Origin of the sequence: Pectobacterium hainanensis (assembly GCF_046237015.1) — a bacterium.
Lineage (GTDB): Bacteria > Pseudomonadota > Gammaproteobacteria > Enterobacterales > Enterobacteriaceae > JBJYIN01.
On the sequence record NZ_JBJYIN010000020.1, the window covers coordinates 36,002 to 49,040 of the forward strand.

Here is a 13,039-nt window from a genome sequence, read left to right on the forward strand (position 1 = left end):
TTTCATAATGATTGAATACAGACAGGGCGACATCCTCCAGGCCGAGACTGAGGCCATCATCAATACCGTCAATTGCGTCGGCGTAATGGGCCGGGGCATTGCATTGCAATTTAAAAATGCCTACCCGGATAACTTCAAAGCTTATGCGGCCTCTTGCAAAGCAGAACAAGTGGTGCCTGGCAAAATGTTCGTCTTTGAGACCGGACAGTTAACCAACCCGCGTTATATCATTAATTTTCCGACCAAACGCCACTGGAAAGGAAAAAGTCGCCTTGAAGATATCGTTGCCGGGTTGGACGATCTGGTTGCTGTGATCCGACAATATGATATTCGTTCTATTGCCATCCCCCCATTGGGGAGTGGCTTAGGCGGTCTGGACTGGCAAGATGTTAAGCCCCTGATTGAGTCTGCCGTTCAACCGCTTGAGTCCGTACAAATTGCGATTTACGATCCCAACGGTGCACCGTCATCGGAACGTATGGTACATAAAACAGAAGTGCCAAAGATGACGGCAGGGCGAGCCGCGCTGGTTGAACTGATGCAGCGTTATCTTAATGGATTGTTAGATCCGTTCATCTCTTTGCTCGAATTACATAAACTGATGTATTTCATGCAAGAATCTGGAGAACCGTTACGCCTTAAATACCAGAAAGCGCATTATGGGCCTTATGCGGAAAACCTTCGGCATGTGCTTAACGCGATTGAAGGGCACATGATCTCTGGGTATTCAGATGGCGGCGATATGCCTGATAAGCAGCTCTCGCTGGTTCCCGGCGTGGCAGAAGAGGCAAAAACGTTTCTTGAGCAGCAGGAAGAGACTTACCGCCGTTTTCAGAAAGTCTCGGATTTGGTGGAGGGTTTTGAGTCGCCTTTTGGTCTGGAACTACTTTCAACGGTTCACTGGACAATGCAATATGAATCGCTGACGTCCCCTGAAGATGTTACTGATTTTATCTATGCCTGGAATGAGAGAAAGCGGCAGTTCACACCGCGTCAGATATCTTTAGCGGTAGATACATTGCATCGCAAAGGGTGGTTAACTTCAAGCGTTGCTTAGGTTTAGTTTTTGCTTAAATACTTGCATGGCTCTTGCTGTTCTGGAGACTAAGAGCCATGCGTCATTATTTGTTACTTGCCGCCAAACTGAACTTTAACGACATTATCTGGCATCGATACCGATGGGTTAATGATTTCCTGTTGAATAAAATCACCCCAGCGTAGAAATAGCTTTTTCAGTTTGTCCGCTTGTTGCCCAACTTGATAAGTCCGAATTAATCGATCTTTAGGAACGTGGTTCAGCAGAAGCTCAATCAGGCGTTCTGGTGCGTCCAAATATTCCGCACAGCCCGTGGCCACGCTGCGACGTAAGTCATGAGGAGAGAAGGGCGCAAGTTCCGCAAGATATTTAGATCTCACACGCTCCAGAGCACGTGTGAGGGCATCACCGGTTATAGGAAATCCAGGCTTGCTGGTGGAGCCGAAAACATACGCGCCTTCAGTGATGACGCGCTGTTCTTGAATGAGGGATAGGGCGTGGGGATGTAGTGTGACAATATGGCTTTTGCCATTTTTTGTAGCAGGAATAGCCCAACGGTCGCCGTTAATTTGATCCCAACGCATTTCTGCTGCTTCTGACCGACGAACACCCGTGAATATGATCAGGCGAAGTGCATTCGCAACGGATAATGACATCACCACGCTGGATGCGATCCCGCGACCACCCGCAGCAACAGAACCTCCGCCAATAGAGGCTTCATTCAGCACTTGCCAAAGCATGTGAAGCTCATCTTGCGGTAACCAACGTTCACGCGGTTTACCCATTGATGCACCAAACATGGCAGGTTTGAGCAAACGAGCGGGGTTGTGCTCAATGAGCCCTTGCAACGTGGCATGATCAAGGGTCAGATTCAGGATGATTAACCCTTTGCGAACCCCTTCTGCACTGTCCTTTCTCACGCGACTGAGATGCTCGAAAATGACTGAACGTGAAAGATCGTTAACGCGCATATTACCCAAAGCCTTTTCGAGATGGCGGCGATAGGTGCCTTCATAGTCGGCAATGGTACGAGTGCTGATGGGTTTGCTCTCTGTTCTGAATGCCAACCAGTTTTGCCACAAGTCAGCGAATATTGGCATTTGCTCGTTTTGCTGTTTCTCATTTTTTCTGGCGTAACGAGGGTCAATGCCTTTTTTTACTAACTCAGCGGCTTCAGCATGGGCTTGGCGAGCCTGAGCCAGCCCCATAGCCGGGTAGCTACCCAATGTCAGCTTGATTTGCTTTTGTGCGATCCTGTAACGATAAATCCAGCTTTTACTTTCGCTGCCATGGCGAACACGAATGTAGAGGCCCCCGCCCGCTTTTGATTTAACTGAGACAACATTTTCTTTTTCTTCTTCAGTGACTGAAAGGGAAGCTAACTGCCGATCCTGAGTGATGATGATTGCCATAATGGGTCCTTTTCGGGGTACACTCTCGGGTACACAGTTAGCATGATATCAGGGGAAACGGCAGCGAACGAGTGGAAACCTAACTATTGATTAATTATTTGATTTTAAAAAATAAAACATCAATATTTTAGAGGGGGAAACAGAGGGAAACATCAGTTTATTGAGTTCGTAATGCGAAGGTCGTAGGTTCGACTCCTATTATCGCACCATCCTACCTATTTTAACGTCTCCCTAAGTCTACTCAAACACCGTACAAACCCTTATAATACGCGGTTTCACGGCCCTTGTTGTCTCTGCTCGTCTACTCACGTTCACGGAAATCTACGCTGAGTTGGGGGCATCGGTGGGGGCATATCGTGTTCGGTCTAAAGGAGATGCCCCCAAATGAAGCTCAATGCCAGACAGGTAGAGACTGCCAAGCCCAAAGATAAACCCTACAAGATGGCTGATGGTGGGGGCATGTATCTGGAGGTGTTCCCGAACGGCACCAAAAGCTGGCGCATGAAATACCGTATCGCCGGTAAAGAAAAACGTGTGGTGTTTGGTGTCTACCTGAAGCGTTCAACAAAGATGTCTTCCCGTTTATTGGTCAACGTCCTGTTACAGACATTAAGCCGCTAGAATTGCTAAACGTGCTGAAAAAGATGGAAGACCGAGAAAGAGAAAAAAGTGCGTCAACGCTGCGGCGAAGTGTTTTGCTACGCCTATAATCCCGAGTCTTATTTCACCAGCGCCATGTAGGGGCATGAATCTATGCATTACCCGTTCCTGACCTACCGGATTTTTACCATGGCGATAAACCATAGCAGAATCACAATGGGGACGATGAACAGTAATGCTGGTCATAAACCATCTCGAAAGATTGTGTTGTACATCTATTTCAATGAATTGGATGCATTACCATCTATTTATATCCGTGCCACTCGAATGGTATGGGGGACGGTGTTTGACCTGCTCTAGGGTTTGAACCTGTAGTTGGTAGGACACATTCGTTTTTGATGCGTTTTTTCTACATCTTCTTCATAGGATATAATGATTATAATTATTTTAAATCAATAAGATAAATCATGTCTGAAGCAAGATTGATGTATAAATGTTAATTAATAATTACTAAATCCCTTCATAAGAAAAATTTCATTAGTGACATATTTCGTATTTTTCCTGAGCCCATCCATTTAAGTTATTTCTCAAGGCCTGGTGCCTGATTGATGCTTGAACACTAACGGATAAGGGCAAAATATGAAGGTAAAATATTTTCTTGACAGTATCTGTCAATATTGCCCTTTCTGTATTGCAGATTAGAAAGGAGCAATAGGCATGTCGAATAACATTCGTATAGAAGAAGATCTGTTAGGTAACCGAGAAGTCTCCAATGACGCGTATTATGGTATTCATACGTTGCGTGCCATCGAAAATTTTTATATCAGCGATAGAAAAATCAGTGATATCCCCGAATTTGTTCGCGCCATGGTCATGGTGAAAAAAGCAGCGGCATTGGCGAACAGAGAATTAAAAACCATTCCTAAAAAGATTGCTGATGTTATTATTCAGGCATGTGATGAAGTTCTGAATAATGGGAAATGCATGGATCAATTCCCCGTTGATGTTTATCAGGGGGGCGCAGGTACATCCGTCAACATGAATACTAATGAGGTATTGGCGAATATTGGCCTGGAATTGATGGGGCATAATAAGGGCGAATACCAATATCTGAATCCTAACGATCATCTGAACAAGTGCCAATCAACTAATGACGCTTATCCAACAGGATTCCGCCTTGCCGTTTATCGCTCTATCCTTAAGTTGATTGATGCGATCAATCTGTTGAGTGATGGTTTTGAACATAAAGCTAAAGAATTTGAAAATATCCTGAAAATGGGACGTACCCAGCTACAGGATGCTGTGCCAATGACTCTTGGCCAGGAATTTCATGCTTTTAATGTGTTGTTACAAGAAGAAAAAGGAAATCTGTTACGTACCGCTGAATTATTATTAGAAGTGAACCTTGGTGCAACGGCTATTGGTACTCGTCTTAATACGCCAGATGAATACCAAAAATTAGCGGTACAGTATTTGGCTGAAGTGAGCGGCCTGCCGTGTGTCCCTTCCGAAGATCTCATTGAAGCGACATCGGACTGTGGCGCTTATGTTATGGTACATAGCGCACTGAAACGTACAGCAGTAAAATTATCCAAAATTTGTAATGACTTGCGTTTACTTTCTTCAGGCCCACGCACGGGGCTTAATGAAATCAATTTACCTGAATTGCAGGCCGGTTCGTCAATCATGCCAGCAAAAGTAAACCCAGTTGTCCCTGAAGTTGTCAACCAGGTATGTTTTAAAGTCATTGGTAACGATACGTGTGTGACAATGGCTGCGGAAGCCGGTCAGTTGCAATTGAACGTGATGGAGCCGGTGATCGGGCAAGCGATGTTCGAGTCAATTCAGATTCTTTCCAATGCCTGCCATAATTTGCTTGAAAAATGTGTGACGGGTATTACGGCGAATAAGTCTGTTTGTGAAGGGTATGTTTTCAATTCTATCGGTATCGTCACTTACCTGAATCCGTTTATTGGGCATCACAACGGTGATATTGTTGGGAAGATATGTGCAGAAACGGGTAAGAGCGTGCGTGAAGTTGTGTTGGAGCGCGGTTTACTCACCGAAGCAGAACTGGATGATATTTTCTCTATTCAGAATTTGATGCATCCGGCTTATAAAGCTAAGCGCTTTACTGATGAAAACGCCTAATAGTTGATAAAGATATTTAAGCGTTTTATCCATTTGTCTTCCACCTTCAATAATCGTGTCCAATGTTTCGGACACGATTATGAATGACCCTGTAGATATACGTTTCCCATTATTCCAATAAATAACTGGATTAGGGGGAGATATTTCACTTGTTATTGGTATATACCCAAAATAATTCGAGTTGCATGAAGGCGGCAAGTGAGGGAATCCCGATGAGCTTACTTGAGTAAGTGATTCGGGTGAGTGAACGCAGCCAACGCACAGGCAACTTGAAGTATGACGGGTATAAACAGAACGATGTCAATATTTAGCCTGTCTTATTTTCATTATGAAATGAGATAGGGGAAGTGTTGGAAAAAGAGTGATGCGCTAATAATAAGTTTTGTATCAAATACAGACAATACCACGACAAAAAAACAGAGTAGACCGTAGGTTGCTTAAGGCTGTGCTTCAGATGGTTGATTTTCAATAACAATGTTTATTGTCTGAATCTATTTATCACCATGAGGTTATCATGAAAAAGAATAAATTATTATTTTTTATAGCCTTAGCTATCATCCTCGGCATTATTGTCGGTGGTGCTTGCCATTCTTTATTGACTGAGCAGGAAGCCAAAGAGGTCGTATCTTACTTTAATTTAGTGACAGATGTTTTTCTCCGCCTGATAAAAATGATCATTGCGCCATTGGTGTTTGCTACCTTGGTTTCTGGTCTTGCCAGTATGGGGAATTCTTCTTCTGTTGGCCGCATTGGTCTGAAGGCCATGGTTTGGTTCATTTGTTCTTCCGTTGTCTCTCTTTTTATCGGCATGATGTTAGCAAATGTTTTCGAGCCAGGTGTCGGAATGAATCTCGCCATTCCAAGCACGCCAATACAGGTCGATACCGGTGTGAGTACTGGTGGATTTACCCTGAAAAGCTTTATTACTCATATATTTCCACGCAGCATCGTCGAAGCGATGGCTAATAATGAAATATTGCAGATTCTGGTGTTCTCCATGTTTTTTGGTTCGGCTTTAGCTTTTGTGAAAAGTCAGAACAAACATGCTGTTACGATGGAGAATATGATCGAAGAACTGGCGAAAGTGATGTTTCGGGTGACAGATTATGTTATGCGATTAGCACCTTTGGCGGTCTTTTCCTCGCTGGCTTCTTCTATTACAACTGAGGGGTTGGGGCTGCTCTTCGATTTTGGCAAGGTTATTGGTGAGTTCTACCTTGGGTTGGCGTTGTTATGGGGGTTAATGTTCGGCGCTGGTGCGATGTTCCTCGGTAAGAAAGCGACTTGGGGCCTGATCAAATTACTCCGTGAACCCAGTATGCTGGCGTTCGCTACGGCAAGTAGCGAAGCGGCTTATCCCAAAACGATGGCAGCGCTTAGTGAATTTGGTGTGCCTAAAAAAATCACCAGCTTTGTTCTTCCGTTGGGGTATTCCTTTAACCTTGTCGGTTCCATGATATATCAAGCTTTTGCCATTCTGTTTATCGCACAGGCGTACAATATTCACCTGAGCCTGACCCAACAGACATTGATTCTTTTAACATTGATGATCACGAGTAAAGGTATGGCTGGCGTCGCACGAGCAGCGGTTGTGGTGGTTGCTGCCACATTACCTATGTTTAATCTGCCAGAGGCCGGGATCTTACTGATTATTGGTATTGATCAGTTCCTTGATATGGGCCGGACCGCCACTAATGTCATTGGTAACGGTATGGCTACGGCAGTGGTGTCTAAATTGGAACAAAATTATGACCATGCTGACGATGAAATACCCATGATGGCAACAAAAAGTATATAGCTGATTTATTTTTAGACACAAGCAGTTATCAGACTGCTTGTGTCGCTGTGTACGACCCATGCCTGTCATAAGGCTAATTAAATGAAATCTATTTTTCGGGGCGTAATGCCGTTTTTATCTACTGCCCAAGGCTGTTGAATGATGATTAATGTACTTATTGTTGATCCTGATACTAAAGTTGCTGCGTTAAATCGCACTTATCTGAATCAGATTTCTGGTTTTAACTGTTATGCGACGGTATCAACGCTGCAACAAGCGAGAAACTTACTAATACGGCACGCTTCAGATATTGATTTGGTGTTATTAGATATTTGTACGCAACGTAATAGCGATCTTGCTTTGTTACGTGTCATTCGCGAACTTAGTAAGCGAACGGATGTTATTATCGTCTCTTCAACTCACGATCTTTATACGATAAAAAAAGGGTTACGTTATGGTGCGGTAGGCTATTTGGTTAAACCTTTCCAATTTTCTCGTTTTGAGTACAAATTAACGGCATACCGTGAAGAGGTTAATTTGCTCAAGCATCAGGAAGTTATCGTACAGAACGACATTGATTATCTGATTCAAGGCATTAGCAATAAGAATGTCAGTAAACATAAAAGGTTGCCTAAAGGGCTGACCTCTCATACATTGCGCATTATTTGTGAATGGGTTAAAAAAAATCAGGATGTTGAGTTTTCAACAAAAATGATGTCAGATGCCATTGGTATATCAAGTGTTTCCTGCCGTAAATATCTGAGCTATCTTGAAGATACGCATATATTGGCAACCGATCTCCTCTATCAAACAAAAGGACGGCCTGTGCATCTTTATCGTTTATTAGCGGAGCAACGAGGTATCCATCGTCAGGTCAATAGTATGAGTAGTATTCCACTTAAAAACTTTAAGTACTGTACCCGATATGAAAAAATAAGTGCCCACGCGTTATTTGAATAGCGATTATCTAGGCTAATATCACTGTGTTTGTTACTCAACCCATCCATGGGTTTGCCTTGAAAGGCTAACACTGCGCGTTGTTCAAAATGATAACGTACTTTCCTGCAACACGCGTGCGGTGGGGCATTGCATGAATGCGTTGTTTCTTAAGCAAAACCACCGTTTACACGGATAACCTGTGCGTTCACCCAGTTGCCATCCTCACCCACTAGCATTGCAACGACACCAGCAATTTCATCCGGTGTACCAATCCGTTCCAATGGTGCCAGTCGGGCAATGGTAGCGATTTGTTCTTCGCTTTTACCGTTGAAAAACAGTTCGGTTCCTGTTGGCCCTGGTGCAATAGCGTTTACCGTGATATTTCGACCACGTAGTTCATTGGCTAACACATGTACTAAACCTTCAACGCCCGCTTTGGACGCGATGTAGGGACCATAAGCCGGGAACGATTTTGCGATAACGCTGGTGGATAAGGCGATGATTCTTCCTCCTTCACCAACAGATTCTGCTGCGTTAGCCAATACCAGAAAGGCTCCTCTCAGGTTGGTTCGGATCACTTTATCGAAATCAGTTAGGCCTGCTGGCGTAATTTTCACCATGGGCATAATGCCCGCAGAATGTACTACGACATCCAACCGACCATTGATTGCTTTCGCATCGGCAAACAGGCGGCTGACATCAGCTTCATTGGCAACGTCAGCCTGAATGGCAACCGCTTGACCGCCTTGCGCCAGGATTGTCCGCACCGTTTCTTCAGCGCTAACGACATCACCAGCATAATTGACGATGACCGTGAAGCCCTCTTTTGCCAGACGCTCTGCAATGGCTCGGCCAATGCCTCGGGATGCTCCAGTAACTAAAGCCGTTTTTGTTTGTGTGGTCATCATTCTCTCCTGGTTCATTGTTGGAGGGAGATCAATAGGGTTTCGGCATGGATAGTAACTTTCATCCCAAGGAGATAAAGATCGTTAATTTGATATTATAATTCCATCAGGATTAACAATGCCGATAGATTTAAGAGAAGTGCGGGGAAAACTTGATATACGGCAATAGGTTATCTCTCCTGTTGAATCAGATGAATTGATCTGTCAGCTGAGTCTCAACGACTTGGAACACGACGTCACTTGTGTGTCAGTCAGGCAAGGACGTCGGTATTCTGTTACGAGTATTTACCGAGTGTGACTAACTCAGCATGGCGTTGATGACCAGCATTGTGATCATTCCGCCGATCGCTGGGATAAACGTTCGTCTCACAATCATAAAGGGTGAGCACTCACCTGCTTTACTGACGGCGATAATAACCCCTGCAACTGGCGAAATAGATCTTCCCATCCCAGCCATTAATTGCATGGGAAGAATCATGTTTACCGCATTTTCGCCGAATTTTGTCGCGATCCCCGGAGCCAATCCTGAAAACGAAAAGAATGCCGCAACGCCAGAGCCTGTTAAGGCGGCGGTTACGCAGACTAACAGCGCCATCACGATAGTCATGCTATTAAAGCCAAAGCCGATGGTTTGCACCGTATGTATGATGAAGTCCACTGCGCCGATAATCTGTAACCCTTGTGCAAATACATCGGCACAAACCAGGAGTGAGACAATGCTGGTAAACATGGTGCCCATTCCTTTGAAAAAGACCTGAATACCCTTACACGCACTCTTGAAGTCTCGTTTTACCATTAATTCACAAAAGAAGGCGAATAAGGTGCCGATGACCATTGCGGTTACTACGTCGATTTTTATTGTACTGACCACCAGTGGACTAAAAACAATCACTAGCACAACCGGAAATATGGGAAGAAATGCGTACAACGCAGGTATATGGGTACCGTTATCATTGTGGGACAAGCTGTCGTCTTGAGCGATCACCATCGTATGTCCGTCTTTGGCATCGAAATAACGTGCGGTAAAAAAGATCAATATTGCTACGGTCAGCATTACACCAATCGCTACAGGTAATTGGTAGTGCGCAAAATAGATTGCTGTTTCCATTCCTGCATGTTTGGCCGCGAGGTTCGCCGTCCCGACCGCGGGGCCCAGATCCATAAAAGCAGACATGCCAATCATCGATGCCGCCGCAGCCTTACTCACACCTAAACGAACCAGTACGGGGAAAAAAGTAACCAACAGCAGCATTGCCAGACCCGCCGCACTGGAAATGGCGATATGAAGTAATTGGGATAAGATGTATCCGATTGCCAGAATAAGGTAAGGCGCTTTTATTATCCGCAATGGCTTAATGCACAAATTTACCATGGCATTAGAGGCTTTAATATGGTCCATATAGTCAGCAAATCCACCTGCTGCCATAATGATTAAACCGATACCAGCTACCTGTGTTGAGAGCGATTCTTTGACAAAGGCAAAGATATCGCCTCCTGCCCATCCGATAGATTTTGCTTTCCCATAGAGTATCGAATTATCAGGAAACAGGATGGTGGAAATAAGCAGCATACTCAACCCTGCTAGCAATAAAATAGTCTGAGGTTGATAGTTTTTTATAATAAATCTTGCGGCAATAATGGTAATCACCATGCCGATTAAGAATCCAGTCATGATATTCCCCTGAATAGTATTCTTTAATAGTGAGAGATAAAATCATGGATGAGGGCATTATAATATTCTGGTGCCTGGAAATAGGGGGCATGCCCTAACCCCGGCATCTCGATATGTTTTGTAAATGGTACTCGGGTTAGTAGATCTGATTTCAGTTGAGGGCTGACCACCTTATCTTTTTCACCCGTTAGAACGAGTGTTGGAACACGGATTTGTGATAAAAGAGAGCGATTATCGGCCAATTGCAACATGCGTGATGCCCGACGTAGCCCGTCAGGTCGCGTTTCTGCTGCAATTGTTGCGGCATAGGCGAGCACGGCCTGTGGAATATCAGGGAAGGGCAACAGGTCATGTGCACGGTTCCAGCCGTAGGCTTCGCTGCCAATTTCAGCTAACTCCTGCATACGTTTCTCCAGCTTTTCTGATACTGGCGCTGTTTCTGGATCACCGTAACCGGGGTGGGTGCAGGATAGAATCAGGCATTTTACATTTTCTGGATGTTTTGCCACGTAGCGACTGGCAACGGTACCGCCCATGGAGTGTCCGACGATAGAGACTTGGTCGTTGCCGCTAGCTTGAATCAGTTCATGCAATGCCTGTACATAGTTATCAATTTCCGCATTAACCAGATCGGATAGCGCATAACCGGGGGCATCCCAGGCAATAACGTTATAGGCTGGAGACAGCGCGAAAAATTGAAATGCCCAAGCTTTAGCACTTCCTAGTAGGCCGTGCAGAAAAATGATTTTTTCACCTTTCCCCCCGGAACGATAAGATAATTTCCCCTGTGAAGTAGCGATTATTTTCTGTACCGGGCACACGGGAACGACATTCATTTCAGTAATTATATTTGTTTCATTAATCATTATATTAATCTCTTTAAATAATAGAATACATAGGTACAATATGCCATGTGCGACAAGATGCTCTTGCAATATTAAAGCAATTGACAATGTATTTTTTACATTGATCTAACTTATTTAATGATGCTGGATATCCGAATTTCAGGTGGTGTTATACGGATAAATGTGCGTTTTTAGCGTAAGTGATGGCGCTTTATTTATTGAAGACATTAAACTCTTCAAAAAGAGCTTCCATTACATTAAAGTTATCATTTAATTCTTTCCCTGTTATTTCTCCCATATAGTTAACCATCGCTTCAATGAGCACAAAGCCAGAACTACGGCTATTAAATAACCCCCTATTTTGGCTATCCATTAGTAAAAGTGCGGTGGCGAAGTGGCTAAAAGGGTTGGTTGGACGATCGGTAATAACGACAGTCTCTCCCCGGTTTTGGTGAAACCATTTCACCAGACGAGTCGTTACGCTGGAGAATCGGTAATAGGATATGGCCAGCAGAACATCGCCGTTTCGCGCATCCACCAGTTTATGAGGTAAATTAGCGATGTTGGCATCCAGCAGTACAATGTCTTTTTTGATATATCGACCAAGAAGGTAAAAATACTCTGCTAGCGCGTGAGCACTGGCACTACCAATGACATACAGTTTTTTATCAGGATCACAAATTAGTTCAATCGCTTTTTCCAAATCATGCTTACTAATATTTTTTAGTGTGTCACGGATGATGTTGGTGGTATGGGCAACGTAATTTTCTATGTATGTGCTGCCATTTTTAATATTGTTTTCTTTATTAAAACGGGTAATGGGAGAGACATTTCGAAATGGTTCTGTACCCATCACCGCTTTTTTAAAATCATGAAAACCTTCAAACCCTATTTTTACCATAAAACGCCCTAGTGTGGATTTGGCAATCCCCACTTCTTTGCAAATATCGACAACTTTGCTATAGGGGATCGATAAAAAATGTTTGGTAAGATAATCAGCGATGCATCGATCGGTTTCCGTCAAATTGCTTATCTGATTAATACGCTGAGAGAACTCGGTTTTGTTCATCGTAATATGCTCTCTTAATGTCTCTGTGGTATTAAGAACCAGTCTTGTGTAATAGAAAAGGGAATGGGAAATTCCCAGGAAAGAAATGTGCAGTATCTCTCATAATTAAAAAATGACTGAGATTTTCATTCTGAATCATGGACGATAAATAAAACTAAAGTTATTTAATATCAGTTTGTTATGGGATTAACTTTACGCTGTGAATTTTAATGAAAGGTGAAGATGATGAAAATATCAATCGTCATACTGGTATCACTGGCTCTTTTGTCTCATGTTGTGTTTGCTGAACAACTGCCTATTGAACGTGGGCGTTTTACCATGACATTACCGAAAAATGGTAAAGAGATCTCCGTGTCGAGTTATCGTCCACAAGAGGCGACCTCTCGCTCTCCGATTATCTTTGTATTAACAGGGCTAAACCGAAATGCAGATGATTATACCCGTCATACTTCAAGTTGCCTGTGCGTTGGCTACGTTCAGTCACCCGAATCACTTACTCAAGTAAGCTCATCGGGATTCCTTCTCTTGCCGCCTTCCTGAAACTTGAATTATTTTGGGTATATCGAGATGCCTGGATAGAACATGCCAAAAAAATCATTTTATTGTCCTGGTTCCTGAGTTTTCTAAAAAAGA

General features: G+C 43.7%; 10 protein-coding genes and 2 pseudogenes. 6 read left to right on the forward strand and 6 right to left on the reverse strand.

What is annotated here, in order from left to right; translation table 11 throughout:
* The first annotated feature begins 7 nt into the window (after positions 1–7).
* Entirely contained in the window at positions 8–1,057 is a 1,050-nt protein-coding gene (gene darG, locus ACKPVM_RS17655; protein ID WP_233991321.1) for a type II toxin-antitoxin system antitoxin DNA ADP-ribosyl glycohydrolase DarG, read from the forward strand.
* Between the two features lie 71 nt (positions 1,058–1,128).
* Here darG and ACKPVM_RS17660 read toward each other — a convergent pair whose 3' ends face one another.
* Positions 1,129–2,448: a tyrosine-type recombinase/integrase gene (locus ACKPVM_RS17660; protein WP_409311120.1), complete on the reverse strand. Its 1,320-nt coding sequence runs from the start codon at positions 2,446–2,448 to the stop codon at positions 1,129–1,131.
* Positions 2,449–2,832: 384 nt separating this feature from the next.
* On the opposite strand from ACKPVM_RS17660, the pseudogene ACKPVM_RS17665 reads away from it, so the two are divergent.
* Positions 2,833–3,186: pseudogene (locus ACKPVM_RS17665) on the forward strand (Arm DNA-binding domain-containing protein); the annotation flags it as partial.
* Between the two features lie 63 nt (positions 3,187–3,249).
* On the opposite strand, the pseudogene ACKPVM_RS17670 reads toward ACKPVM_RS17665, so the two are convergent.
* A pseudogene (locus tag ACKPVM_RS17670) lies at positions 3,250–3,294 on the reverse strand (hypothetical protein); the annotation flags it as partial.
* Between the two features lie 471 nt (positions 3,295–3,765).
* Between ACKPVM_RS17670 and aspA the strand changes: the two are divergent.
* From aspA to dcuR, 3 genes are all read left to right on the forward strand, one after another.
* A complete protein-coding gene (gene aspA, locus ACKPVM_RS17675; protein WP_409311121.1) occupies positions 3,766–5,199 on the forward strand; it encodes an aspartate ammonia-lyase in 1,434 nt (477 codons plus the stop codon).
* 514 nt (positions 5,200–5,713) lie between these two features.
* Positions 5,714–6,997: a dicarboxylate/amino acid:cation symporter gene (locus ACKPVM_RS17680; RefSeq protein ID WP_409311122.1), complete on the forward strand. Its 1,284-nt coding sequence runs from the start codon at positions 5,714–5,716 to the stop codon at positions 6,995–6,997.
* Between the two features lie 141 nt (positions 6,998–7,138).
* Positions 7,139–7,936, forward strand: a complete 798-nt coding sequence (gene dcuR / locus ACKPVM_RS17685) for a two-component system response regulator DcuR (RefSeq protein WP_409311164.1) — start codon at positions 7,139–7,141, stop codon at positions 7,934–7,936.
* Positions 7,937–8,082: 146 nt separating this feature from the next.
* Here dcuR and ACKPVM_RS17690 read toward each other — a convergent pair whose 3' ends face one another.
* The 4 genes from ACKPVM_RS17690 to ACKPVM_RS17705 form a co-directional block, all read right to left on the reverse strand.
* A complete protein-coding gene (locus tag ACKPVM_RS17690; protein WP_409311165.1) occupies positions 8,083–8,820 on the reverse strand; it encodes an SDR family oxidoreductase in 738 nt (245 codons plus the stop codon).
* 298 nt (positions 8,821–9,118) lie between these two features.
* Positions 9,119–10,492, reverse strand: coding sequence for a C4-dicarboxylate transporter DcuC (gene dcuC / locus ACKPVM_RS17695; protein WP_409311123.1), 1,374 nt, complete (start codon positions 10,490–10,492; stop codon positions 9,119–9,121).
* Between the two features lie 23 nt (positions 10,493–10,515).
* Positions 10,516–11,358, reverse strand: a complete 843-nt coding sequence (locus ACKPVM_RS17700) for an alpha/beta fold hydrolase (protein WP_409311124.1) — start codon at positions 11,356–11,358, stop codon at positions 10,516–10,518.
* A gap of 190 nt (positions 11,359–11,548) precedes the next feature.
* Positions 11,549–12,406 carry a MurR/RpiR family transcriptional regulator gene (locus ACKPVM_RS17705; RefSeq protein WP_409311125.1) on the reverse strand — a complete coding sequence of 286 codons (858 nt, stop codon included), beginning with the start codon at positions 12,404–12,406 and terminating at the stop codon, positions 11,549–11,551.
* Between the two features lie 222 nt (positions 12,407–12,628).
* Between ACKPVM_RS17705 and ACKPVM_RS17710 the strand changes: the two genes are divergently transcribed.
* A complete protein-coding gene (locus ACKPVM_RS17710; protein WP_409311126.1) occupies positions 12,629–12,946 on the forward strand; it encodes a hypothetical protein in 318 nt (105 codons plus the stop codon).
* The last annotated feature ends 93 nt before the right edge of the window (positions 12,947–13,039 follow it).